The organism is Marinobacter sp. NP-4(2019), from assembly GCF_003994855.1.
Taxonomy (GTDB): domain Bacteria; phylum Pseudomonadota; class Gammaproteobacteria; order Pseudomonadales; family Oleiphilaceae; genus Marinobacter.
Genome location: NZ_CP034142.1, coordinates 1,460,008 through 1,483,750, shown reverse-complemented (window position 1 = coordinate 1,483,750; position 23,743 = coordinate 1,460,008). Strand labels below are relative to the sequence as shown.

The following is a 23,743-nucleotide window of genomic DNA, read 5'->3' as shown; positions in this document are numbered from 1 at the left end:
ATGTTCAGCAAGATACTCATAGCCAACCGGGGCGAAATCGCCTGCCGGATCATCCAGACTGCTCACCGCATGGGCATTCGTGTTGTCGCCGTGTATTCCGAAGCCGACGCCAACGCACGGCACGTGGCCATGGCCGACGAAGCCTTCAACATCGGCCCCGCCCCCAGCTCCGAGAGCTACCTGCGGTCCGACAAGATCATCGAGATCGCCAAGGAAAGCGGCGCCCAGGCCATTCATCCGGGTTACGGCTTCCTGTCCGAGAACACCCAGTTTGCCGAAGCCTGCGAAGCCAACGACCTGGTGTTTATCGGACCGCCCTCCTCGGCTATCGCTGCGATGGGCTCCAAATCCGCCGCCAAGGCAATCATGGAAAAAGCCGGCGTTCCGCTGGTGCCCGGTTACCATGGCGACGACCAGTCACTGGAGAAACTGCGTGCCGAAGCTGAAAAATGTGGCTTCCCGCTGCTACTGAAAGCCGTCGCCGGCGGTGGCGGTAAAGGCATGCGCGTGGTCGAGCGCCTGGAAGACTTTGACGACGCCCTGGCAGCGGCCAAGCGGGAATCGCAGAACGCCTTCGGCAACCCGGACATGCTGATCGAACGTTACCTGACCCAGCCACGCCACGTGGAAATCCAGGTGTTCTGTGACAAGGACGGCCACGGCGTGTACCTGGCCGAACGGGACTGCTCCGTGCAGCGCCGCCACCAGAAAGTGCTGGAAGAAGCGCCGGCCCCGGGCCTGTCGGAAGAGACCCGTAAGGCCATGGGCGAAGCGGCCGTGAAAGCCGCCCAGGCCATCAATTACGTCGGCGCCGGCACCGTTGAATTCCTCTACGACGTGGACGGTTCCTTCTTCTTCATGGAGATGAACACCCGCCTGCAGGTGGAGCACCCGGTCACCGAAATGGTTACCGGCCAGGATCTGGTGGAATGGCAGTTGAAAGTCGCCTGGGGCGAGCCCCTGCCGCTGGAACAGTCCCAGGTGAAAACCCGGGGCCATGCCCTGGAAGCGCGCATCTACGCCGAAGACCCGGACCAGGACTTCCTGCCTGCCACCGGCAACCTGCGCTACCTGAGCACCCCGGACGAAAGCGTCCACGTGCGGGTGGACACCGGCGTCACCGAAGGTGACGACATCAGCATCCACTATGATCCGATGATCGCCAAGCTGATCGTCTGGGACGAGACCCGGGACCAGGCCATCAACCGCATGGTGCAGGCCCTGGAGCATTACCGCATTGCCGGGGTGAAGACCAACATCCGCTTCCTGCATGCGCTGGCCGATGCCCAGCCGTTCCGCGAAGCGGACCTGACCACCGGGTTTATCGAGGACCACCGCGACCTGCTGTTCCCGAAATCCAAACTGGATACCCACAAGGCGCTGGTGCTGGCTGCCGGCTTCGTGCTGGAACAGCGCAAGTCCCGGGAAGTGGTCAGCACCGATCCGTGGTCACCGTTTGGCCGCCAGAACAGCTGGCGCATGAATTCCGAGTACGCCCAGCCGCTGAAACTGCAGGTGGGTGAAGACATCCACGAACTCAAGGTGCTGGAACGGGACGACCGCTACCAGGTGCACGTTGGCGGCAGCGTTTACAACCTCACCGCCCGGCTGGATGACGATTACCTGCAGGCGGTGATCAACGGCCACCGCATCAGCATCCACGGCAACCTGCACAACGACAAACTGGTGCTGTTCTACGAAGGCGACACCTTCCAGTGCACTGTTTACCGGGAAACCTACGGCCTCGAGGAAATGGCCGGCGAAGGCAGCCTGTCGGCCCCGATGAACGGCGCCATCGTAGCGGTACAGACCAAGGTGGGCGACAGGGTCACCGCCGGCCAGAGCCTGGTGATCATGGAAGCCATGAAAATGGAGCATGCCATCAAGGCCCCGGCCGACGGTGTGGTGACCGACATATTCTTCGCTGAAGGCGACCAGGTCTCCGAAGGCGCGGAACTGATCGCCATCGAAACCAGTGATGAGGAGGTGGCATAACATGGCCTTTCCGAAACAGGTAAGACTGGTGGAAATGAGCCCCCGGGACGGCCTGCAAAACGAACCCGGCCCGGTGATCCGAACCCGCATCAAAACCGGGCTGATCGACCGTCTGGCGGACTGCGGCCTGAACCACATCGAATCCGCCAGTTTTGTTTCGCCCAAATGGGTGCCGCAAATGGGAGATGCCGCCGAAGTCATGGCCGGCATCAACCGTAAACCGGGCGTTCGCTACTCCGTACTCACCCCCAACCTCAAGGGCTTCGAGAACGCCCTGGCCGCCGGCGTGGACGAAGTGGCGGTGTTCGGCGCCGCCTCCGAATCCTTCAGCCAGAAGAACATCAACTGCTCCATCGCCGAAAGCCTCGACCGCTTCGCGCCGGTGATGGAAGCCGCCAACAAATCCGGCATTCCGGTGCGGGGCTACGTCTCCACCGTGCTGGGCTGCCCCTACGAAGGTGACATCGCGCCCGAGCAGGTCGCCAAAGTGGCGAAAGCCCTGGCCGACATGGGCTGCTACGAAATCTCCCTGGGCGACACCATTGGCGTGGGCACCCCCCTGAAAGCCAAACGCATGCTCGAAGCCGTGGCCGCCGAAGTGCCAATTGAAAAACTGGCTGCCCACTTCCACGACACCTACGGCCAGGCACTGGCGAACCTGTACGCGGTACTGGAAGAAGGCGTGGCGGTGATCGACGCCTCCGTCGCCGGCCTGGGCGGCTGCCCCTACGCCAAGGGCGCCTCCGGCAACGTAGCCACCGAAGACGTGCTATACCTGCTGAACGGCCTGGGCATAGAAACCGGCGTGGACCTGGACAAACTGGTCGCCACCGGCGACTGGATCTGCCACCAACTCAGGCGTCACAACGGTTCCAAAGTTGGTCAGGCCCTTGGAGGGAGTTGCGCATGAACCAGAACAAGAACGTCGTGGCCCTGGATCTCCCGATCCCCGAGATCAAGGACATGCCGGAAGACACCCAGAAGTACTTCCAGATCTGCCAGGAAAAACTCGGCATGATCCCCAACGTACTGACCGCTTACAGCCAGAACCTGAAACAGCTCGAAGGCTTCACCCGCCTGTACAACGAACTGATGCTGGGCGAAGGCGAGCTGAGCAAGCTGGAACGGGAAATGGTGGCCGTGGTGGTCTCCTCCGAGAACAAGTGCTACTACTGCCTGGTGGCCCATGGCGCCGCCGTGCGGGTGCTGAGCGGCGATCCCCAGTTGGGTGAACACATGGTAATGAACTACCGCAGCGCCAAACTCGACAAGCGCCAGCGGGCGATGCTGGATTTTGCATCGCACCTGACCCGGTCGCCGGCCACCGTCACCGAAGAACACATCCAGACCCTGCGGGCTGTCGGTCTCAGCGACCGCGCCATCTGGGACCTGAGCAACCTGATCGGTTTCTACAACATGTCCAATCGCGTGGCCATTGCCAGCGATATGCAACCGAACCCGGAATACCACAAACAGAGTCGATAGCCGGCAGACAGGCCGGCTCGCGTTTCCGAATACAAAAACAATGGAGGCAGAGATAATGAGCATGACTCTTCCCAGCTACACCAGCGGCACCTCAGAGACCCCGCTGCTGGGCATGACCATCGGCGAAATGCTCGACCGCACCGCCGAGAAGTACCCGAACACCGAAGCCCTGGTCGCCCTGCACCAGGATATTCGCTGGACCTACAAAGAGTTTGTGGAAAAGGTCAACGAGGCGGCCCGCGCCTTCATGGCCATCGGCGTCAAACGCGGCGACCGCGTTGGCATCTGGTCCCCCAACCGTTACGAGTGGACCGTGACCCAGTTCGCCACCGCCAAAGTCGGCGCCATCCTGGTCAACATCAACCCGGCCTACGGCGTGCACGAACTGGAATACGCCATGAACCTGGCCGGCATCTCCGTGCTGGTCACGGCAGACAGCTTCAAGGCCTCCGACTACCGCAAAATGCTCTACGAACTGGCCCCGGAACTGAAAGCCAGCGCACCGGGCCAACTCAAGGCCCAGCGGGTGCCCGAGCTACGCGCGGTGATCAACCTGGACACAGAGAAACACGACGGCATGTGGACCTGGGCCGAGTTTATCGACTTTGCCGGTGACGTCAGCCAGGACGAACTGGACAAGGTACAGGGCCAGCTTCAATTCGATGACCCGATCAATATCCAGTTCACCTCCGGCACCACCGGCAACCCCAAGGGCGCCACCCTCACCCACCACAACATCCTCAACAACGGCTACTTTGTGGCGGAGAGCCAGCGCTTCACCGAGAAAGACCGCCTGGTCATCCCGGTGCCGCTGTACCACTGCTTCGGCATGGTGATGGGCAACCTCGGCTGCATTACCCACGGCTCCACCATGATCTACCCGGGTGAAGGCTTCGAGCCCAAGTCCGTACTGCAGGCCGTGCACCAGGAGAAAGCCACCGCCCTGTACGGCGTGCCCACCATGTTCATCGCCGAACTGGCCGAGCCGGAGTTTGAAAGCTACGACCTCTCCACCCTGCGCACCGGCATCATGGCCGGTTCCATCTGCCCGGCAGAGGTGATGAAAAAGGTCAACGGCAAGATGAACATGAAAGAAGTTCAGATCGCCTACGGCATGACCGAAACCAGCCCGGTATCCACCCAGACCAGCTCCCTGGACCCGTTCGAGAAACAGGTCACCACCGTGGGCCGCACCCAGCCACACCTGGAAACCAAAATCGTCGATCCGGGCACCGGCAACGTCGTCCCCCGCGGCGAAATCGGCGAACTGTGCACCCGTGGCTACAGCGTGATGCTGAAGTACTGGAACAACGAAGAAAAAACCCGCGAAGCCATTGACGACGCCGGCTGGATGCACACCGGCGACCTGGCCACCATGGACGAAGACGGCTACATCCAGATTGTCGGCCGCATCAAGGACATGGTTATCCGCGGCGGCGAAAACATCTACCCGAAAGAAATCGAAGAGTTCCTGTACACCCACCCGGCCATCGAAGATGTCCAGGTCACCGGCATTCCCGATGACAAGTACGGCGAAGAACTCATCGCCTGGGTGAAACTGGCCCCGGAGGCAGATCCGGTCACTGCAGACGACCTGATCGATTTCTGCAAAGGCCAGATCGCTCACTTCAAGATCCCCAGGAACTACAAGTTCGTGGATGAGTTCCCGATGACCGTGACCGGGAAAATCCAGAAGTTCAAGATGCGGGAGATTTCTATTGAGGAGATGGGGTTGAAGAAGTAACCGATTCCCCTGCCCTGTTCCATCTTCAGACCCCGGCTATTTGTCGGGGTTTTTCTATTCTATTCCCTCTTACTACGCTTCCAGGAAACCTGGTAATCGTGAAGCGTGTTTCGTTATTGCGTGGTGATATTACGGGAATGCTGGCTTCCGGCTTTGCAGGGTTCTGATTTTTCGGCTATTTTGGTGGTTAGTTTACAAACGAAGGCGGAATAGCGGAGCTGTCAGATTTTTGTTGGCGGCGTGACCGCTTTTTAATTGCTGTTATACAGGGGGCAAGCTTTGGATACATGCTACATGTGTGATGCGCCTTCAACTTCTCGGGAGCATGTCCCACCCAAATGCATATTCCCCGAGAAGAAGGATTCACCAAAAGGTGCCGACTTTAGAAAGAACTTAATCAAAGTCCCTTCCTGTGATCGTCATAATTCGCACAAATCGAAAGATGATGAGTACGTCATGTTCGTTCTTGCTAGTGCGTTCCGCGGTAATGAGCACAAGAGCAACCATTTTGCATCAAAGGTCTTGCGAGCCTTTTCGCGAAAACCGCACGTTTACTCGCATTTTATGGCGGGCTTGTCTCCCATCATGTTGAAGCACCCAGATGGGAAAATTGAGCATTCGGCCTCTTTCAAGGTGGATCTCGAGCGGTTTAATAATGCGCTATTTCAGATCGCCTGCGGGTTGTTTTACTACCAGTACAAAACGAAGTGGCAGGGCGGGTACCAAGTTCTAACGAATGAGCTCATGGCTCTCGACTCACCGAACGCGGTGCGGACAAACGAGGTGGTTCAGCGCGTAGGAGAACGAGTCAGCAAGGCCTTCGAAGGCCAAGATCGCCATGGCGAGAACGACAAGATTTTTACATATTCTATAATTTCTGATCAGCAAAACAGGCACGCTATATACATGAAATTCTATGAGGGAATCGAAATCACGGTGCTACTGACAAATGTATAACCAGCCGCTGTTGTCGGACAATTTTTCCACCGCTTTGCGGCTGTAGAAAAACTACAAGGGTTTCAGAGCGACGCGCTCCTACGTGAAATCTGATGATTTTTTCGATGTAAAGTGCCCCGGATTTTTCGAGAGAGCTCGGTTTTCGGTACAAATATTAATCAAATCGAGGCTCCAGAAACGGTCTGACCTTTTTCTACAGCCTCGTTAGCTCGAAGGTGACGAATGACGCGCTTATCTGAAACAACCGAGGGCATATCTTGGGTAGACCAGTTTCGGCCAGAAGATCAGTGCCTGGCTTGCTCCTTGCTCGATTCGCTCGCGTTGATAGAACACGATGAGCTCGTTGATGCCATCCAAGATTCGATCATAGATGTAGCAAGAAACATCAATGGTGTAATCGGTATATTTTCAGAGAGAGAGATTAGGCGAGGAAAAGGGGGGGTTCCCAACGCACTCTACCAACAACCTAGGAGGAAGAAGAATAGGAGAGCATTCGGCCAAGGCCCGCAACCCGTAAAGCCAAAGCTTCCTTATGACATGTCGGTTGGAAGCGAAGGTATTATTGCTTGGCTAGTGACTGATATTTGTAAACAACAGCCAGGGAAATTTGTCTCGCACCCTAGTCCAGCCCAAATAAGAAAAAAGAAGGTTAGACACTTCATGTTGGTTACCGACATGATAGGGAGCGGTCGTAGAGCCTATGAATATTTAGACTCTGCGTGGAAGGTTGCTAGTGTAAAAAGTTGGAAGTCGTTGGGCCTAATTGACTTTACTATTGTGTCATATACTGGAACGGAGGCGGGAGTTTCTTTTTTAAAATCCCACAAAACAAAGCCTGAAGTTCGAATTGCGAGATCATGTCCAACCATATTTACTGAGTTCGACAAGGATACAGCGGAAAAAATACGTTCTCTATGTATACATTATGATCCCATCGACCATGATGGAGCTGAATCATTGGGTTATCGAGGTTCTGGGGCTTTATTGGTGTTTTCTCACGGCTGCCCGAACAATGTGCCGAGGCTATTGTTCAAAAATGATAAGAGGAAAAACTGGAAACCAATGTTTCCAAATCGTGGTACAGCTGCAAGCCGAAATGCTTTCAATTCGGTTAAGGAAGAGAGCGAGCTGAGACGCAAACTGGCTCGAATGAATGAAGTACGGCTATCCCGTGGCGACTGGACGTCTTTATATAGTGATGAAGCCAAAAGCATGCTCTTTGTCTTGGCTGCAATCAGGACGGGACCGAGACAGTCAGAAGCCGTATCAAGAAAGACAGGACTTAATATCACATTGATCAATATTCTTTTGGAAAATGCAAATCAGTGGGGGTGGATAGATGCAAATAGACGGCTTACTAGTATCGGCAAAGGGCAGCTCAATTATGCAAGAAGGGTAAGCAAATCTCCCGTAAATTCAAAAAAAAACAGTGAACGAGCATTATTTTCCTAAATTGTTGAGGGTTCCAGTTGATGTATCTAGTTCACGCTGAACCGGTTCTTCCGGGTTGGCAACAGTGTGACACACTAGATTTGTCACACTTACGGAGAGCAGATTACTGCGACTCTATGGATGAGCTTGCGCTTGCGCTAAGGTTTGTCGCGCTATCCACGCGGCGGGGACTGGCGGGCAAGCGCGACAAATCTCACCTAAAGGTGTCAAAGTAGATGCATCGCTGGAATCCTCAACAATTTAGGAAAGCTGCGGAAGAACAAGGGGTGGCCCCTAAAGTCGTAGAGAATGCTATTTCCTGTGCGGAAATAACTCGATCAGTTGACCCTAGGTTGCCACCTCTATTCTCTCTCAGGCATTTGGCCCACTATGTAGAGGCCGATTATTCTCTGCTGCGCAAAGCTGTTGCAAGAAGTGGGGACGAGCCCTACACAACTTTTAAACTTAAGAAAAATGGGAAAAGGGCTTACAGGATAATCTGTGTCCCAGACATCTTTCTCCTTGAGGTCCAGCGCTGGATAGCGCAAAACATTCTTGCGTTTGGAACACCCCATCATTCAAGTGTTGCTTATGCGAAAAACTGCAACATCGTTGATGCTGCCAGTGTTCATTGTGGTTGCCGATGGCTTATAAAGCTTGATGTCGCAAATTTTTTTGAATCATTTTCTGAAATAGCGGTATATCGCGTATTTCGGTCACTTGGATATCAAGCACTGATTTCTTTTGAGATGGCAAGATTATGCACTAGGCTAGGCGCGCATACAAAAACACGCTCAGGTAATAGGTGGGAAGTACGGGATGATCGCATCTATAAAATAGATGGATACAAAAACTGTCGGATAGGCCATGTACCTCAAGGCGCACCAACAAGCCCAATGTTAACGAATCTAGCTTTAAGAGAGTTTGATAAAGATATCGGAGATATTGCTGCTGAGTATGGAATGTACTATACGAGGTATGCGGATGATATGTTTTTCTCGACAAAAGATCTCTCTTTTAATCGGGAGATAGGGAAAAAACTAATATCAAGATTGTATGGTCGTATGAAGGCAGAAGGATTTCGGCCCAATATCTCTAAAACTCGTATACACCCCCCTGGGGCCAGAAAGCTTGTACTAGGCCTTCTTGTTGACGGCGCTGTTCCAAAGCTTACTCGCGAATTTAGATCTAAAATTAGAATGCATTTATATTATATGAATAAGCAACATATAGGTCCTGCCTTGCATGCACAGAATCGCGGATTTGATTCAGTGATGGGTCTAAAGAATCATGTTGAAGGATTAATTAATTACGCACACCAAGTGCAACCTGATCTAGGTGCTCGATTGCGTGCGGAGTTTAAAAAAATAGCCTGGGGAGCTAGTGTTTAGCTTTATAGTTTTGAGCTAACAATCACATGCACTCGGACAGCAAAAGCTCCGCTCATTCCTCGCTCTGTTTTTGCTACCGGTGATATGGCGCGTTAGATTTAATGGAGAATTAATGATTAGTTATGTTTCTCAAGTTTTGAATATAATTTTGGTCTTCATTCTGACGCTCGTGATGAATTGGACGTTTGAAATGTTAACGGCAGATTCCGGATACGTTAGAAAAGGGGCAATGGTTTCTATCGGATATGACCGCTTCATCCCAATCGAAATCGAAAACTATAAGTCGAGCTCCATAAACGGCATAAAGATTCTCATGCCACTTGGGCTAGAGGAAAAAGAGATTGTATCGTCCAAGCCAGTTAAGATCGAAAAAGTTGATAGCACTGCCTCTCCCGATGAATTTAATGTCTTTAATATCTCAGAGGTTACTGGCGAGGCAGTTACAAGAATCCTGGTTCCTCTTAAGTTTGAGGATTCAAGTTGCTGTCAATTTCTAAATGCAAAAGATCTGAAGCTCGAGATAAAAAATGATGAAGATGTGGTAGATCCGGTAAAAAGTGCATTTTTAAAAGGTGCTCAAACCGCTGCGATATACAGCATTTTTATATTTTTACTGGCAATTTGGATGAGATCAAAAATAGAAGGATTGCAGAAAAATCTTGAGGATCTATCAGGGCAGCTTGAGAACTCTTCTGATAAGATTGATAGACTAACCGAAAGCTTGACTGAAATCCGTAAAATTTATAAGCGTCAGAGAGTCTTTCTTCTACGCCGCGTTTCAGATTATGGAAAAGAAGTCGAGTTTTGGCGAGACACTCTGAGAAGAATCTTGGTCGAGCAAGGTTGCGATAGAAACTCCACGAAAAAAATGCTGCGCGAGATAAGTAAAGCCTTGGGTACACTATCTACTCATGGCAATACAGTAAGTGAATATGAGGACTTTGAGGCTTTGCGCGAGGTTATTGAATCGATTGATGATTCTGCCGGATCTAGAGTCTAACCAACCCAAGCATGGCGACGTCTACTACATTGCGGCTTCGCCTCCATTCCGTAGCCGCGCATGCTGGATGGCGTTAAAATCACAGGGAGTCAGCGATGAGTATTCTGGAAGAAGTTAAGAGCCTTAATCCCAGCTCAGCTGTCCTTTTAGCTATTTTCTTCGTTTCGTTCATCGCGCCTGCCTTCCTTTTGATCTATCGGTTAAATCCAGAGCTATTTCTACAAATAGATACGGCCAAGCTGCTAATTTTGGCAGTGTCGCTGACAAGCCCAAGTTTTCTTGCGCTATTTTTCATCACCTGGGTCGCAGATCTCGTTCTGACGAACATGGGTTACCATGAAAGAGGGCACCTAGGTAGCTTCGTTGATTGGTTTGTGACCCATGGCATCTCTAATACGACAATTCTCTACCTAGTCACGTTCATCACGTATGCGTTTGGCCTTGGCGTCAAAGGTGTCATTTGGTGGATGGTGGGATTAGTTTCTTTTTATATGGTGTTCGAGCTTTGGCGAGTCCTCGTAGTTGCTAAAGGTCCCAACTTCAAGAGAAGTGCCTTGGATCGAGACTAAGTTTTAACAATCGGCTGCGCGGCCTTGCTAAGCGGGAGAGTTTGAATTGAATCAAGATTTACATGAGCAGGTCAGCAGGCTGATTTCTAATTTCCTTATTAGAGATACAAGGAATAGATCTGGCGAAACTGATTGCAAACTTCAGGCGAAGACTGCCGCATGCATGTTGAGCCTAGAGTCAATGACTAGTGTTTTCGATGAGGAGGTATACAGAGGAGTTGCTCCTCTATATAAGCTGGAACGTTACAGGGCCGATCTACGGAAAACTTTGGCTAGATACGACGAGCACGATAAAGATTCTTTAGATCTGTTTAAAAGAGACGTACTTTCTGAAGCATTTTACAAGGTTTTGGAGTCGAACAAGGAGGAAGCAGAAGCTAAAGCACGTGCTCGAAGAGAGATCGAGTACCGAAATAGAATTTTTGAGCTTGAAGAAAAGATTGAATACGGAAAGTTGCACGGTAAAGTCACGTTTTGGGATAGGTTGAATTCTGCTATTAATTTCCCCTACCTCATGGTTTTGGCACTAATATTAGCGATGTTGGCGTCGTTGGTGATATTAGGGCTGACTTCAGAGATTTCCATATCCGTCGACTTCAGTGTCGGGGAGATTATCGGGGCTTTATTGGTCGGTAGTGGTGTTGCAGCGGCAGGTATTTCCTATGCGACAAAAAGAGACCGCGAAGAACCTGGGCCACAGTGACATGACCATGTAACCGACGGGGGAAGTCCACCGGTTTTCCGCTGCCGCTCCAAACCGGCGGCTGAACCCGCGCGTTGATATGACTCCCCACTAGGGGGCTGCCCCCACCTCGTGGGGAGTCATAATGTCTAGATCCAAGGAATGAATTATGAATTTACCTGAGGAGGCGCAATTAATTCAGATCCTGGGAACCCTTCTCGCGGTGATCGTTGGCGGGCTTTTAACCTCCATTACGACCTTTTTTATTGAAAGACAGAAATGGAAGCGAGAGCGCCGAAACAAGCTTGATGAATTGCGTAGGGATGCAGTCGCGGCAGCGCTAGAGTGGATTAGCCCAATGCGTAGTGCAGAATACGCGGCATCGTCAATAGTAATGGCGGCACTACAAGGTGATTTCGAACATGAAAGGTTCATGAACGATTACCCAAACCTCGTGTTGGAACTTGCCAAATCCGACCTTACCGGGGTTCAGCGTGCCAGTCTTCCTTCTGATTTTTACGCACGTGGGCATGAGATAATTCGAGACCTTGAAAAGCTTCGATTTCTGGGCGTGAAGTGTGGTCAGGAAGTAAAGATTGGCAGGTCAGATCCTCAGGGATATAAGGAGTGCACGGAAACAATGACTAGAATTTCCACGGCAATTGAAGAGCTTGAGAGTGAGCTCAAGAGGTTTTTTCTCGAGACTTTCGATTAGTCATCATTAGTGTCAAGGCCAGTCACGGCGACGTCTACTCCATTGCGGCTTAGCCTCCATTTCGTAGCCGCGCATGCCGGCTGGCGTTAGCGAGAAAAGGATTCCAAATGAAAGGTCATGTCAATTCTTCAGGGTTCCCTCTACAAATTGCAATTGCTAATAATGTTAACGAATTATCCGTTCAACATGGCTGGTCGACGAAGTACACGGAACATTCATGGCGTAATGAAAACACGTCGGAATCGGGATTCATAGATTTGGTGCTAGCTCATAAAGGTGGTACTCAATATTTGGTTGTTGAGTGCAAGCGAGTGAAAGATACTTCTTGGATTTTCTTGGTAAATGAGAGCTCGCCGATGGTTAGGCGTCACACAAAAAGCTTTGTTTTCAGGAAGACCGGGTCTGACGTAAAGCGCTTCGAATGGATTGACCTTACCTTAGACCCTCCAACTCCGGAGTCACAATTTTGTGTGATTCCAGGGACGGATAATCGCTCGCAGTCTCTGATCGAAAGGTCCTCAGCCGAGTTAGTATCGGCGACCGAGGCACTGGCTATGGAAGATAAGTCGTTGAGTTTAGACGACAGAGAAGATTTAAAGATCTATTTCAACGTAATAGTAACTACAGCAACTCTTCAGGTGTGCCGCTTCAATGCCCAATCCATCTCGTTAAAAGACGGTACATTGGAGGACGCCAAATTTGAAGAAGTGCCTTATGTTCGATTCAGGAAGCAACTTAATCCGGTTTATGAGATTCCCGAAATTTATCAAGTTGCTGGCCATCAAGATGTTGCTAAAGCAAAGGAGAATACGGTTTTTGTTGTCAATTCCTCCCATCTATTCGAGTTTTTGAGAGAGTTTGAAATAGATAACGGTCACAGCAACATGAACTATCTTCGCTAATCGGGTAGCCGGGGGTATCTAACCCCCAGCCCCACAACACCCTGCATGCGACTCCGCACAGGGCGTTTCACCGGGAATGGTGAAGTTTGATCCATCCATCACGCAGTGGTACCAAACCATGGACTTTCAGGTATTTATTGGATAATGCCTGCTGAATGCCCGGTGTCTTGGAGCTGCGCCAAGGGCCTTTACTGGTGATGCCACATGCAACGGCGGCCTGTACATGCACGCCCAGCTTCATCAGGTTCCGGACTTTGGTGCGCGGCTTATGCGGTAATCCCCCTCACCCCCCACTCTCAATCGCCACACTAGACCGCATCACGGCCTTATCCCGGCCCGGTGGTGCGCCAAACAGTTTGCGGTAATCGCGGCTGAACTGGGATGGGCTTTCATAGCCGACCTGGTAGCCAACACTCGCCACTTCCTGATCGCTTAACAACAGCCGCCGGGCTTCCTGCAGGCGTACCAGCTTCTGGAATTGCACGGGCGTTAACCGAGTGATGCTCTTGAAATGCCGGTGAAAGGTCGCCGGGCTCATACTCGCCATCGCCGCCAGCTCGGCCACCCGGAAGGGCTGTTGGTAGTTCGCCTGCATCCAGGCCGTTACCCGGCCAATGCGGGCGGTGTCGCTGTCCTTCAGCCCGATCTGCTGCAGGGCCGGCCCCAGCGGCGACCGTAATACTCGCCAACAGATTTCCCGGCGGAAAAGCGGCTCCAGTACTTCACGGTCATCCGGTTGGTCGAGCAACCGGAGCAGGCGGATGACAGGATCGTACAGCCCATCCGGCATCCCGGCTGTGACCAGTGCCGGTTGTTTTGGGCCGCGGTACGCCACCTCTGGATGGGTCACCAGCAGTTCGGAAATCATTGCCGGATCAATCGCTAGGCTCAACGCCAGATACGGCTTATCGGGAGCGGCCTCCACAATGCGGGAGTTCACCGGCACATTGACGGACGCCAGCAGGCACTCGCCCTGGCGATAATGAAAGGCCGACTCCCCAATCGCCGTCACCTTGGCCCCCTGCAATACGATGCAGAACGAGGTCTGGTAAAGAGCCCGGATGGTGCCGCTGGGTTCCAGGGCGCGGGTCAGGCGCAAACCGTCGATCGCGTTCTCCGGGCCATGGGTCAGCCATTGCTGCTCGACAAGATCACGGAGCCGATTCAGGGAGGGGTTGTCCGGTTGCATTGGAATGACGTTGGGCTGGGCGGTCATGATGGTCTCCTCTTCTGATGGAATCATAGACTGTCCGGTGCCGCACTTCAGTAGGGTCATCCCCGGGCTGATGTCAGGTTGATAGAATTGTGCAATCCTCTGAGAGTTTCCGCCAGCCCGATTGGCCGTGCGTCGCCTAGTATGAACCCACGGTCCTGCTCCGGCAGGTTCTTCCATAACGAAGAGGTATCGGCTATGACAACTCCCAACCTACCCCAATCCACCCAAGACGCCCCCCTGCGCCTGAGAACGCTGGGCAATTCGGGGCTGTTTGTATCGGAACTGTGCCTGGGCACCATGACTTTCGGCGGCGGGGACGACATGTGGGGGCTGATCGGCCAGTTGCAGAAGGAACAGGCCGATGAGCTGGTGAAGGCTGCCCTGGATGCGGGCATCAACTTTATCGATACCGCCAACGTGTACGGTGGTGGCGCCAGTGAGCGCATCGTGGGCCAGTCCCTGAAGAATCTGGACGTCCGCCGCGAAGATGTCGTACTGGCCACCAAGGTGCTCGGCCCGATGGGCGACGGCCCCAATGCCCGCGGCGCCTCCCGTGGCCATATCATGAGCGAGTGCAAGACCAGCCTGCAGCGCCTGCAAACCGATTACATCGACCTGTACCAGATCCACGGTTTCGACCCGGCCACGCCGATAGAGGAAACCCTGGAAGCGCTGAATACCCTGGTGCAGCACGGCCATGTCCGTTACGTCGGCCTCTCGAACTGGGCCGCCTGGCAGGTGATGAAAGCCGTTGGCATTACCCGGGCCCGCCGCCTTTGCCCGATTCTATCATTGCAGGCCTACTACACCCTCGTGGGCCGGGATCTCGAACGGGAAGTGATCCCCATGCTGGAGTCCGAAAACATCGGCCTGATGGTGTGGAGCCCGTTGGCGGGCGGCTACCTCTCCGGCAAGTACGAAGGGCCGGACGTCTCTGAAGAAAACCGGCGCGCCAAATTTGATTTCCCGCCGGTCAACCGGGAACGTGGCAGCGCTGTCATCGCCGTGATGCGGGAGATCGCCGCCGGCAAGCAGGTCGACGGCCAGCCCGTCAGCGTGGCTCAAACCGCGCTTGCCTGGCTGCTGCACCAGAACGCCGTGACCAGTGTCATTATCGGCGCCAAGCGGGTCGACCAGTTGCGGGACAATCTCCTGGCGGCACAGATCCGGTTCTCAGCTGACGAACTGGCGGCCCTGGATGAAGTCAGCCGCCTGCCGGCGGAGTATCCGGGCTGGATGCTGGAGCGACAGGGGGAGTATCGGGCGCATATGAAGGCGTGATATTCGACGCTGCCCCGGCGTTACAGGCCGGGGCAATATACACTTTTGAGTTCACTCTTTGTCACGAGTCTGGTATCCATTTAGAGTCTTATCAATCACGGCAGATTGAGCTTCGAGGATCACATGACGCAACAAGACACGAGGTCTGAGTTCAACGCGCGACTGCTTCAGCCGAAGAGATCGGGTAGTGGAATTGTGTGGGCTTTCGTCATCCTGCCCTATGAAGCAAGCGCAAAGCTCCCGAGACGTGGTCGGGTAACGGTAACGGGCGCGATCAACGGGCACGGCTTCCAGGCCCTGCTCGAGCCGGATGGCCAGAAAAGTCACTGGCTGCGGATTGATGAAGATCTGCTTGAAGCTTCACACGCACGAATCGGGGACGAAGCCCACTTCGAAATCGCGGCCGTGGAGCAGGAGCCCGAGCCGGAAGTTCCTGCAGACCTGGCGCAAGCTCTGGAGGCTGCTCCTGAGTCCCTGGCTACGTGGAATGCAACAACGACAATCGCGCGCCTCGATTGGATTCATTGGATTACGTCAGCCAAGCAGGCGAAAACCCGCGTGAAGCGCATCAACGATGCATGTGACATGCTTGCCTCTGGCAAGAAGCGGGTTTGCTGTTTTGATCCATCGGGGTTCTACAGCAAGGCATTCAGTGCGCCGCAGATTGAGGAATAACAATCCAGCTTTCGGGTCCGGATCGCCCCCTAATCATTGAAACTGACCGGCCTTTGCGGCCGGGTGTTCACCTGCAATGAAAATATGTCTGGCCGGGCATAATGGCCAACGATATCCAGGCTGCGCCTTGCCGCGTTCACTTCGCTGACTTCAATGTCGGCCAGCAGCAGGCCGGTTTCCTGGCGCAATGGGCCGGCTACGATTTCCCCGGCGGGTGAAATGACCACCGAATCACCGGAATTGATCCATTCCTCGTTGTCCGGATACAGGCGTTCTACCTCCGGAAAGTCGTCGGGCAGATCGCTCGTGCGCAGCACGTTGCCCGCGCCAAGAACCCAGCATCCCCCTTCCCTGGCAATGTGCTGAAGGGTGCGAATCCAGCGGTCGCCGCTGTCGTAGGTGGGGGCGATGTAGATATCGATGCCTTGGGCGAACAGTGCGTAGCGTGCCAGCGGCATGTAGTTTTCCCAACACACCAGTGACCCGACCCGGCCGACGGGGGTGTCGATGACTTTCATTCCGCTGGCATCGCCGAAGCCCCACACCATGCGTTCCGGATTGGTGGGCATGAGTTTGCGGTGGCAGTTCTGCACAGTCCCCTGCGGGCTGATGGTGAGTACCGAGTTATAGAGGGTGGCCCGGCTGGTGTCCTCGTCGCGCTCATTGATGCCGCACACAATGGTCATCTGCCTTTCTTTGGCAACCTCCAACAGAGGGCGCAACTGGTCAGAACCAAGCTGGACGGCGTTGTCGAGCAGTCGCCCATGCAACTGCTCCGACAACCCCCAGTCGCCACCTGGTTTCAGCCGCCATATCCAGGCGGGATAGCCGGGGATGAAGGCTTCCGAGAAAACGATCAGCCGCGCTCCCTGGTTGGCGGCATCCTGTACCAGTCGCACGGCCCTTTCGATCGTCTTTTCCCGGTCCAGAAAGACCGGTGGTTCCTGAACGATGGCGAGCGTGATCATGTTGTTCCCCTTTTCAATGGTGTCCAGATTCACTATCCCCCCAACCGGATACAGGCGATAGTCCAGAAAATGGAGCGCCATCCGCGCTGAAAAGGACTAGGATGAAAATTCGGGGCATTAACGCCCCCACGGAGCCAAAGCCCATGACCAACTATGGACAGTTCTGCACCGTCGCCCGGGGTTCGGAAATACTCGGGGAACGATGGACACCGCTGGTGGTACGGGAGCTACTGTGTGGCAGCACCCATTTCAACGAGATCCGGCGGGGATTGCCGCGGATGTCGGCCACGCTTCTGGCCCAGCGTTTGAAAAAACTTGAGGAAGTGGGGGTGCTTCGGCGCGTGCAGGAGGGCAGTCACCAGGAGTATGTGCTGACACCGGCGGGTGAGGAGTTGCGCCCGATCATCCTGGCCATTGGTCACTGGGGGGCACGATGGATTGGCAGCCGGCTGCAGGCAAACCAGCTCGATGCCGGCTTCCTGATGTGGGATATTCGCCGGTTCGCAAATATCGACGAATTCCCCGCTAACCGCCGCGTGGTCATCCACTTTTTCCTGAATGATGCCCGGCATCGGGAGCGGCATTGGTGGCTGGTTGTTGCTGATGGAGAGATCGACCTGTGCCGTGAAGACCCGGGCCATGAGCTGACCCTGGTGGTCGAGGCCAGCGTAGCCAGTCTGACCGAGATCTGGACCGGCGACAGCGACCCGGATGCCGAGCAGCAGGCGCGCCGGCTGCTTGTCCGTGGTAGCCAGCAGGATTCACGGGACCTCTGGCAGTGGTTGGGGCGAAGTGTGTTTGCTTCCAGTAAAGCCCGGTTAAAAAAGGGCCCAAGAGTGGAGTGAAGTAAGCCTTGAGGCCATCCGCAACTGGAAGACGAACAGTGCCCGCGCACCTGTGGAGCTGGACATGCTGAAATTATACGGAACACCCCCAACCCGCGCCCTGCGCGTTATCTGGTTGCTCAACGAACTCGGCCTGGAGTACGAACTGCACCCGGTGGACCTCCTGCAAGGTGAGCAACTCCGACAGGATTTTCTTTCCCTCAACCCTGCCGCCAAAGTGCCGGTATTGGTCGACGGCAGCCTGGTGCTGACCGAATCCGCCGCAATCCAGCTTTACCTGGCCGAGAAATACCCACAGGCGGGCTTTATCCCGGAGGCGGTTGAAGACCGAGCCCAAATGTACCGCTGGATTTTCTTCCTGGTGACCGAGATCGAACAGCCTCTGTGGCGCATCGCGCGTCACACGTTCGTTTATCCGGAAGAAAAGCGGTTACCTCAGGATGTCGAATTGGCGAGGCAGGAATGCCTGGAAATGGTGGCGGTGCTTGAACGACACATGGCGGAACGAGAGTTCATCGTTGGCAACCGGCTCAGCGTGGCTGACTTCAACGCCGCCTATACGCTGGACTGGGTTAACAATGAGAAGATGCTCGACGACGCACCGAGGCTGCGAGAATACCGGAAGGCGATGTACGCACGCCCTACGGCTCCGATAACCATCTCCGAAGCGTTCGCGGCAATGGATAATCCGGCCTGAGGGTTATGAGTCAGGGTTGAAATGCTTCTCGGGCCAACGCCGGAGTCAGCGCTTGTCAGCAAGCTGCTGCCATGCTTCACTTTCCGGACTCGTACCCCCCAACCGGAGACCGTTTTATGTCCAACCCTGTCACTGTCAGTTCATTAAAGCCACAAGGTGCCTGTCAGTTGTGGCTATTGCTGCTCAGTGCCTTGTTTCTGGGCGGATGTTCCTCGGTGTACTACAAAACCATGGAAAAATTCGGGTATGAAAAGCGCGACATCCTGGTGGACCGGGTGGAAGACGCACGGGACAGCCAGAATGATGCACAGGAAACCTTCCGCTCTTCTCTGGAGCGCTTCCAGAGCGTTGTAGATACACCGGATACCGAGCTCAAGGATCGGTACACCGAGATCAGCGATGCCTATGACGACAGTAAGTCGAGTGCAGAGGAAGTCCGCAATCGTATCGATAAGGTGGAAGAGGTTGCAGAAGACCTGTTTGATGAATGGGAGGATGAACTGGATCTATACGAAAGCGCCTCTCTGCGACGTAACAGCGAGCAGCAACTTGATGAGACGCGAGCTCAGTACAGTCAACTGATTCGCCGTATGCACGAGGCCGAAGATCGCATGGAGCCAGTATTGCAGGCGTTTCAGGATCAGGTGCTGTATCTCAAGCATAACCTGAATGCCCAGGCGATCGGTTCTCTGGAGAACGAACTGGTGAGTATCCGCCAGGACGTAGATGAGTTGATTCGCAATATGGAACAATCAATCGACGAATCCGAAGCCTTTATCCGGCGCTTCCGCGAAGGCGGATAACCCATGCCCCGGTCGTGCCGGGTCACCCCCCTTCCGGTTGCTGTGCTGTTTGACCTGGCCGTTCGGGAGCTCCATACCTGAACGGCTCACCCTCCTCATTCTGAAGCTGGTAATCGTAGGCCGCCTGGAGGCCTGTGTCTTCTTCACCCTCCTCTTCGTGCTCCTGCTCAATGTGGCGCGGATACAGGGGTGACAACATGGCCACCATAATGCCCACCACTGAAAACATGGCAAACGCATCCGAATAACCGAATTCATTCACCAACACGCCAACAAGAGGCGAACCGGTCGCCTGCCCGAGCGACACCGCCATAAAGGGCAATACGGGTCCCATCGATAATCGGCCCGGCAACAAGCGGATGCCGGTCATCAGATACAACCCTGTCAGGCTCATGTAAGCCAGGCCAAAGACCAACGCGGAGAATGCCGCGATGGCCAGGTTAGCGGGACTGGCGGCGAGCAATGCCAGGCTCGCGGAAAGCATCATCAGCATGAGCGCCTGGGTGATCGGCGGGTTATTGCGATCGGCCACATCCGCCACCACGGCACCTCCGAGACCGGCGATACCAACCGCCAGCCACAGCCACCCGGTCGCATCGGGCGGCAGGGCACCAAGGTTGACGACCAGGTCAGGCGCGAAGATCCAGTACGCGGCGGAGACAAAGCCCATCATGAACGCAAACAGTGACAGCCTGAACAGACGCGACCACTGCAGGGCGCTGATCGGAGGTGGTGGCGCCGCGTTCGACGGCGTGACGCTCGACACTGAAGGGATGAAAATCCACGTGGCAAATATCCCGATGACCGCCAGAACCGCAAAGGACACATACGCATAACGCCAGGCACCGGCCAGGAAGAGAATCGTCGGTACGGCAATGATTACGCCTACACTGGTACCCGCATTCATCACCGAACTGACACGCCCATGCAGGGAACGTTTTACCAGCGCCTGCATGGCCGCAGTGAGTGCCGGCATCATCAGGCCGGTGCAGATGCCACAGGCAAACACACCCACGCCAAGGGATAAAGCGCCAGAAGCCTGGCTGATCAGCGCCAGACCGACAGCACCGAAACCACCGGACAGTACCGCCGTATTGCGGGCGCCAAGACGGTCAGCGGATAATGGTGCAACTATCGTGGCGAGCACAAAACTGATGAGCGGCAGAGCGCCGATGATGCCGATCACGTCCGGCGTCAGCTCCAGCTCTTCCCGGATTGGGGGCACAAACAGGCCGAATGCAAAGCGCGCAAGCCCGTAGCTGATTGCAATCAGTGCTGCTCCCAAAAGGGCAAAAGCTGTGCTTGAGGGAAACTTCATTCCACCTCCGAAAGACAAGCATCGAGGATTGGGGCCTTTACATTGCTGATTGTAATCAGCGTAGACGGCAATGAAACCACAAGCCAGACTTGTGTCAGAGATCACAAATAGGGAATCGAAGCCATGGAACGCCCAAACGCTGACCCTGCACTCGAGCAGGCATCGAAGCAATTTGATGGAGCGCTAGCTGAGTTCGCTCGAGCCCGTCACATTAACCCCAAGGCTTCCAGTCTTGGACTGTTGGAGCATGCCCGAATCCTGATGACGCTGCCGGGCGGATTCGACGTTTTGTACCGACGGATCCGCTCACTGGAATCCGCCGGCATCTTCGGCGCCAGCGACTGGGCTCAGCCGGGCCTCCTCCAGCCGGCACTGGCCAAGCACTCTCTACGCGAGGCCGGGGCCGTTACGACCATCGTAGAGGCCATCAGCGAGCTACGAATGCTTGCCGTCACCCTGGGCGACTACTTCCACCCCGGCATTTCGGCAGAACAGGCACGCCACTTCCTGACCCAGGTGATGGCGTTGAACCTGGATCTGTTGTCTGGCCAACTCACGGAAGCCGACCGGGAACGCCCGAAACAGCTCGGAATGATCGTCCAGGAACTCTACCGCTATCTGATTTCCCACCTTGGCTATGAGAGCCTGCTGGACAGCCTGGTGACCGAAGTCTGGCGATTGCTGGATCAGGGACCGGTACAGGTTAACAGCATCTGCGAGATGATCGATCAGATTGCCAAATGCCTCTATGATCCCACGATGAAAACCACTGGCAACGCCGATGCCACCCGCCTGGTCAACGCGCTGTTTGCGCCCACCCCGGGCAGCGCCGAAGACCCGGGCCTGGAGATCTATGAGCAGCGGCTAACGGAGATGGACGACGAAGCACTCTCGTCCGAAGCCACGTGCTTTGCCCGCAGCATGCACGACACCGGTCTGGCCTCCCCTTATCACGCGGTTATGCTGAGGTACCTGCGCAACAGTGACCAGGACGATCTGATACCCGACACACTGGGGCTGACCATGACCGGTCTGGATGACCTCTATTGCTACACGGAACTGGTCCATGCCCTGATCGACGAAGCCATCTATCCGGAAACCTGCCAGGCCGTGTATGGCCTTACCATGATGCTGGAACGGGGTTCACTGTTTACGTCACCGGTGGCCCAGGCCCTGTGGCGGCAAATCAAACTCCGCCTGTCCGCGGAGACCGCACACACCCTTCAAGAGGTCTTTGGCGATGCCCGACCGCCCCGGGTATTCCTGTTGGCCGGTGTTATCAATCTTTTGGGGCAGCCGCTGGGTGTAGGTCAGGGCAACAACCCCACCTGCCAGTCTGCCATCGGTCTGTCGATGTGGGCGGCCAACGAAGCCGATTACCTGCTCCAGGTATTGGCCTGGGCGGCCCGGGACAACGAAGTGCTGAGCCGTTTCGAGGGCCAGAACGTCTCTTCCAGAGATCTGAAGCCCGGGTTGGTCGAGGGAACACCGGTTGATGTGGACCCTGTATCACTGATCGTTATCCCCCACCTGGATCGCATCTATGGCGAAATGTGGCGCCGTTGCGAAAACCGGGATGATGATGCCCACCGCTGGATCAACCCGGAATTCTATGGCTGGTGGGTAAGCCAGGGGTTCCGTGTAGTGGCCGATATCCACACCGGCGAGATACGCGACTACGAAGGCTTCATTCGGCACTTCTATGCCAGCTACCATCCTTTTTACAACGGGAATATGCCAGTGATCCATGCCCAGCCGGCCGGTATTGCCGTCACCGACAGCGCCGCCCGCTTCGTAGGCCGCCATGCCATCAACATCCTGAGAGTCGGGCTTAGCCCACAGGACGAGATACGGGTCTATTTCTTCAACCCCAACAACGACAGCGGCCAGGACTGGGGCCAGGGCATTACCTGCTCCACCCGATGCCACGGCGAATATCGCGGCGAAGCCTCCCTCCCCATTGCCGAATTTACCTCCCGCCTGTACGCATTCCATTACGACCCCCTGGAGTTGGGAGACCTGTCGGCAATACCAGAAGACGAAGTCGCCCGAATTATGAGGCTTGGCTACACGAGCTGGGCGGTATCGCCTAAAAATAATCATAGTGAGGGAAATCAAGGAACAGATGCTTGATGGTGCACCGAGGCTGAGAAAATACTCAAAAAAAGTCCCTACAGTTGTCGATTTCCATCCGCACTGCGCGACTTACCGGTGAAGACAATCAACCATCACCGGAGGACAACCGAATGAAATACATGTTGATGCGCAAAGCCGATGCCGACACCGAGAACGGCGTACTACCCACCGAAGACATCCTGCAGGCAATGGCCGACTACAATGACCGGATGACCCAGGCCGGGGTATTTGTCGATGGCAACGGACTGAGGCCAACCCGCGAAGGCTGCCGCATTCAGTTCCGCAACGGCGAGCCCACGGTCATCCAGGGCCCGTTCGAGCATACCGGCGAGTTGCTGGCGGGCTACAGCGTGCTTGAGGTGGATTCCCTTGAAGAAGCCATCGCCTGGGCTAAGCAATGGCCGAAGGAAGACGCCAACAGCAATGTCACCCTTGAGTTACGCCGTTACTTCACACTCGAGGATTTCGAACCCAGCCCTGCCCTTGAGCAACATCGCGCCCAGGATCGGCTACCCCGGGAGATGAATGTACATGTGGCGTTTGCCGGCAACTGCCGGGAAGCCATGGAATTTTACGCGGAGGTAACCGGCGGCAATCTGGAAGCCGTGATTACCTACGGGGAAACGCCGGCGGCTGAGGATGTACCCCCGGAAATGCACGATCATGTCATCCATGCGTCGGTTAATCTCCGGGGTCGGCGGTTGATGGGGGCCGATATGGCAGGAGACTGTTATCAGCCGCCCCAGGGCGCCCAGGTTCACCTTGAATACGACGATGCGGAACAAGCGGAGCGGGTTTTCCGGGAACTCTCCGAAGGGGGCACGGTGATCATGCCGTTTGAACGAACTTTCTGGGCACACCGTTTCGGGATGACCACGGATCGTTTTGGTGTTCAATGGATGATCAGCAGCGGGCTTGAGCAGTGCCAGTAGA

Annotated in this window: 22 protein-coding genes; 19 read left to right on the top strand and 3 right to left on the bottom strand. The window is 54.9% G+C overall.

What is annotated here, in order from left to right; genetic code table 11:
• From EHN06_RS06840 to EHN06_RS06785, 12 genes are all read left to right on the top strand, one after another.
• On the top strand, positions 1–1,995 hold the full coding sequence (locus EHN06_RS06840; protein ID WP_127331387.1) for an acetyl/propionyl/methylcrotonyl-CoA carboxylase subunit alpha: 1,995 nt from the start codon (positions 1–3) through the stop codon (positions 1,993–1,995).
• Position 1,996: 1 nt separating this feature from the next.
• A complete protein-coding gene (locus tag EHN06_RS06835) occupies positions 1,997–2,905 on the top strand; it encodes a hydroxymethylglutaryl-CoA lyase (protein ID WP_127331385.1) in 909 nt (302 codons plus the stop codon).
• Entirely contained in the window at positions 2,902–3,480 is a 579-nt protein-coding gene (locus EHN06_RS06830) for a peroxidase-related enzyme (protein WP_127331383.1), read from the top strand. The genes EHN06_RS06835 and EHN06_RS06830 overlap by 4 nt, the downstream gene beginning before the upstream one ends.
• A 61-nt stretch (positions 3,481–3,541) precedes the next feature.
• Positions 3,542–5,224 carry an AMP-binding protein gene (locus EHN06_RS06825; RefSeq protein ID WP_228257467.1) on the top strand — a complete coding sequence of 561 codons (1,683 nt, stop codon included), beginning with the start codon at positions 3,542–3,544 and terminating at the stop codon, positions 5,222–5,224.
• Positions 5,225–5,680: 456 nt separating this feature from the next.
• Positions 5,681–6,181, top strand: a complete 501-nt coding sequence (locus EHN06_RS06820; protein ID WP_228257423.1) for a hypothetical protein — start codon at positions 5,681–5,683, stop codon at positions 6,179–6,181.
• A gap of 222 nt (positions 6,182–6,403) precedes the next feature.
• A complete protein-coding gene (locus tag EHN06_RS06815; RefSeq protein ID WP_127331377.1) occupies positions 6,404–7,633 on the top strand; it encodes a hypothetical protein in 1,230 nt (409 codons plus the stop codon).
• Positions 7,634–7,848: 215 nt separating this feature from the next.
• Positions 7,849–9,003 carry a reverse transcriptase family protein gene (locus EHN06_RS06810; RefSeq protein ID WP_127331375.1) on the top strand — a complete coding sequence of 385 codons (1,155 nt, stop codon included), beginning with the start codon at positions 7,849–7,851 and terminating at the stop codon, positions 9,001–9,003.
• Between the two features lie 112 nt (positions 9,004–9,115).
• Entirely contained in the window at positions 9,116–10,003 is an 888-nt protein-coding gene (locus EHN06_RS06805) for a hypothetical protein (protein WP_127331373.1), read from the top strand.
• Between the two features lie 95 nt (positions 10,004–10,098).
• Positions 10,099–10,572 carry a hypothetical protein gene (locus EHN06_RS06800; protein ID WP_127331371.1) on the top strand — a complete coding sequence of 158 codons (474 nt, stop codon included), beginning with the start codon at positions 10,099–10,101 and terminating at the stop codon, positions 10,570–10,572.
• A 46-nt stretch (positions 10,573–10,618) separates the two neighbouring features.
• Positions 10,619–11,275 carry a hypothetical protein gene (locus tag EHN06_RS06795; RefSeq protein WP_127331369.1) on the top strand — a complete coding sequence of 219 codons (657 nt, stop codon included), beginning with the start codon at positions 10,619–10,621 and terminating at the stop codon, positions 11,273–11,275.
• A 148-nt stretch (positions 11,276–11,423) separates the two neighbouring features.
• A complete protein-coding gene (locus EHN06_RS06790; RefSeq protein ID WP_127331367.1) occupies positions 11,424–11,969 on the top strand; it encodes a hypothetical protein in 546 nt (181 codons plus the stop codon).
• Positions 11,970–12,076: 107 nt separating this feature from the next.
• Complete coding sequence (locus tag EHN06_RS06785; protein ID WP_127331365.1) at positions 12,077–12,871, top strand: hypothetical protein; 795 nt, start codon at positions 12,077–12,079, stop codon at positions 12,869–12,871.
• A gap of 283 nt (positions 12,872–13,154) precedes the next feature.
• Here EHN06_RS06785 and EHN06_RS06780 read toward each other — a convergent pair whose 3' ends face one another.
• A complete protein-coding gene (locus EHN06_RS06780; protein ID WP_228257422.1) occupies positions 13,155–14,114 on the bottom strand; it encodes an AraC family transcriptional regulator in 960 nt (319 codons plus the stop codon).
• Positions 14,115–14,282: 168 nt separating this feature from the next.
• Between EHN06_RS06780 and EHN06_RS06775 the strand changes: the two genes are divergently transcribed.
• Both EHN06_RS06775 and EHN06_RS06770 read left to right on the top strand, forming a co-directional pair.
• Positions 14,283–15,368, top strand: a complete 1,086-nt coding sequence (locus tag EHN06_RS06775; RefSeq protein ID WP_127331363.1) for an aldo/keto reductase — start codon at positions 14,283–14,285, stop codon at positions 15,366–15,368.
• A 123-nt stretch (positions 15,369–15,491) separates the two neighbouring features.
• Positions 15,492–16,043: a YdeI/OmpD-associated family protein gene (locus tag EHN06_RS06770; RefSeq protein WP_127331361.1), complete on the top strand. Its 552-nt coding sequence runs from the start codon at positions 15,492–15,494 to the stop codon at positions 16,041–16,043.
• 29 nt (positions 16,044–16,072) lie between these two features.
• Here EHN06_RS06770 and EHN06_RS06765 read toward each other — a convergent pair whose 3' ends face one another.
• Positions 16,073–17,011: a carbon-nitrogen hydrolase family protein gene (locus EHN06_RS06765; RefSeq protein WP_127331359.1), complete on the bottom strand. Its 939-nt coding sequence runs from the start codon at positions 17,009–17,011 to the stop codon at positions 16,073–16,075.
• A 143-nt stretch (positions 17,012–17,154) separates the two neighbouring features.
• Here EHN06_RS06765 and EHN06_RS06760 point away from each other — a divergent pair, with 143 nt between their 5' ends.
• From EHN06_RS06760 to EHN06_RS06750, 3 genes are all read left to right on the top strand, one after another.
• The gene (locus tag EHN06_RS06760; protein WP_127331357.1) at positions 17,155–17,856 is read left to right on the top strand and encodes a winged helix-turn-helix transcriptional regulator; all 702 of its coding nucleotides are present in this window, start codon (positions 17,155–17,157) and stop codon (positions 17,854–17,856) included.
• Between the two features lie 64 nt (positions 17,857–17,920).
• Positions 17,921–18,553 carry a glutathione S-transferase family protein gene (locus EHN06_RS06755; RefSeq protein ID WP_127331355.1) on the top strand — a complete coding sequence of 211 codons (633 nt, stop codon included), beginning with the start codon at positions 17,921–17,923 and terminating at the stop codon, positions 18,551–18,553.
• Positions 18,554–18,669: 116 nt separating this feature from the next.
• The gene (locus EHN06_RS06750) at positions 18,670–19,356 is read left to right on the top strand and encodes a DUF2959 domain-containing protein (RefSeq protein ID WP_127331353.1); all 687 of its coding nucleotides are present in this window, start codon (positions 18,670–18,672) and stop codon (positions 19,354–19,356) included.
• Positions 19,357–19,378: 22 nt separating this feature from the next.
• Here EHN06_RS06750 and EHN06_RS06745 read toward each other — a convergent pair whose 3' ends face one another.
• Positions 19,379–20,674, bottom strand: coding sequence for an MFS transporter (locus EHN06_RS06745; protein ID WP_127331351.1), 1,296 nt, complete (start codon positions 20,672–20,674; stop codon positions 19,379–19,381).
• A gap of 123 nt (positions 20,675–20,797) precedes the next feature.
• On the opposite strand from EHN06_RS06745, the gene EHN06_RS06740 reads away from it, so the two are divergent.
• Positions 20,798–22,807, top strand: a complete 2,010-nt coding sequence (locus EHN06_RS06740; RefSeq protein WP_127331349.1) for a hypothetical protein — start codon at positions 20,798–20,800, stop codon at positions 22,805–22,807.
• Between the two features lie 113 nt (positions 22,808–22,920).
• Positions 22,921–23,742: a YciI family protein gene (locus EHN06_RS06735; RefSeq protein WP_127331347.1), complete on the top strand. Its 822-nt coding sequence runs from the start codon at positions 22,921–22,923 to the stop codon at positions 23,740–23,742.
• Position 23,743: the final 1 nt, after the last annotated feature.

Bases quoted from the DNA above. Each gene is read 5' to 3' on its own strand.
- EHN06_RS06780 (WP_228257422.1), bottom strand. From the start codon at position 14,114: ATGATTCCATCAGAAGAGGAGACCATCATGACCGCCCAGCCCAACGTC.
- EHN06_RS06760 (WP_127331357.1), top strand. From the start codon at position 17,155: ATGACCAACTATGGACAGTTCTGCACCGTCGCCCGGGGTTCGGAAATA.
- EHN06_RS06745 (WP_127331351.1), bottom strand. From the start codon at position 20,674: ATGAAGTTTCCCTCAAGCACAGCTTTTGCCCTTTTGGGAGCAGCACTG.
- EHN06_RS06775 (WP_127331363.1), top strand. From the start codon at position 14,283: ATGACAACTCCCAACCTACCCCAATCCACCCAAGACGCCCCCCTGCGC.
- EHN06_RS06740 (WP_127331349.1), top strand. From the start codon at position 20,798: ATGGAACGCCCAAACGCTGACCCTGCACTCGAGCAGGCATCGAAGCAA.
- EHN06_RS06830 (WP_127331383.1), top strand. From the start codon at position 2,902: ATGAACCAGAACAAGAACGTCGTGGCCCTGGATCTCCCGATCCCCGAG.
- EHN06_RS06735 (WP_127331347.1), top strand. From the start codon at position 22,921: ATGAAATACATGTTGATGCGCAAAGCCGATGCCGACACCGAGAACGGC.
- EHN06_RS06755 (WP_127331355.1), top strand. From the start codon at position 17,921: ATGCTGAAATTATACGGAACACCCCCAACCCGCGCCCTGCGCGTTATC.
- EHN06_RS06810 (WP_127331375.1), top strand. From the start codon at position 7,849: ATGCATCGCTGGAATCCTCAACAATTTAGGAAAGCTGCGGAAGAACAA.
- EHN06_RS06820 (WP_228257423.1), top strand. From the start codon at position 5,681: ATGTTCGTTCTTGCTAGTGCGTTCCGCGGTAATGAGCACAAGAGCAAC.
- EHN06_RS06815 (WP_127331377.1), top strand. From the start codon at position 6,404: ATGACGCGCTTATCTGAAACAACCGAGGGCATATCTTGGGTAGACCAG.
- EHN06_RS06805 (WP_127331373.1), top strand. From the start codon at position 9,116: ATGATTAGTTATGTTTCTCAAGTTTTGAATATAATTTTGGTCTTCATT.
- EHN06_RS06835 (WP_127331385.1), top strand. From the start codon at position 1,997: ATGGCCTTTCCGAAACAGGTAAGACTGGTGGAAATGAGCCCCCGGGAC.
- EHN06_RS06825 (WP_228257467.1), top strand. From the start codon at position 3,542: ATGACTCTTCCCAGCTACACCAGCGGCACCTCAGAGACCCCGCTGCTG.
- EHN06_RS06750 (WP_127331353.1), top strand. From the start codon at position 18,670: ATGTCCAACCCTGTCACTGTCAGTTCATTAAAGCCACAAGGTGCCTGT.
- EHN06_RS06765 (WP_127331359.1), bottom strand. From the start codon at position 17,011: ATGATCACGCTCGCCATCGTTCAGGAACCACCGGTCTTTCTGGACCGG.
- EHN06_RS06800 (WP_127331371.1), top strand. From the start codon at position 10,099: ATGAGTATTCTGGAAGAAGTTAAGAGCCTTAATCCCAGCTCAGCTGTC.
- EHN06_RS06785 (WP_127331365.1), top strand. From the start codon at position 12,077: ATGAAAGGTCATGTCAATTCTTCAGGGTTCCCTCTACAAATTGCAATT.
- EHN06_RS06770 (WP_127331361.1), top strand. From the start codon at position 15,492: ATGACGCAACAAGACACGAGGTCTGAGTTCAACGCGCGACTGCTTCAG.
- EHN06_RS06840 (WP_127331387.1), top strand. From the start codon at position 1: ATGTTCAGCAAGATACTCATAGCCAACCGGGGCGAAATCGCCTGCCGG.
- EHN06_RS06790 (WP_127331367.1), top strand. From the start codon at position 11,424: ATGAATTTACCTGAGGAGGCGCAATTAATTCAGATCCTGGGAACCCTT.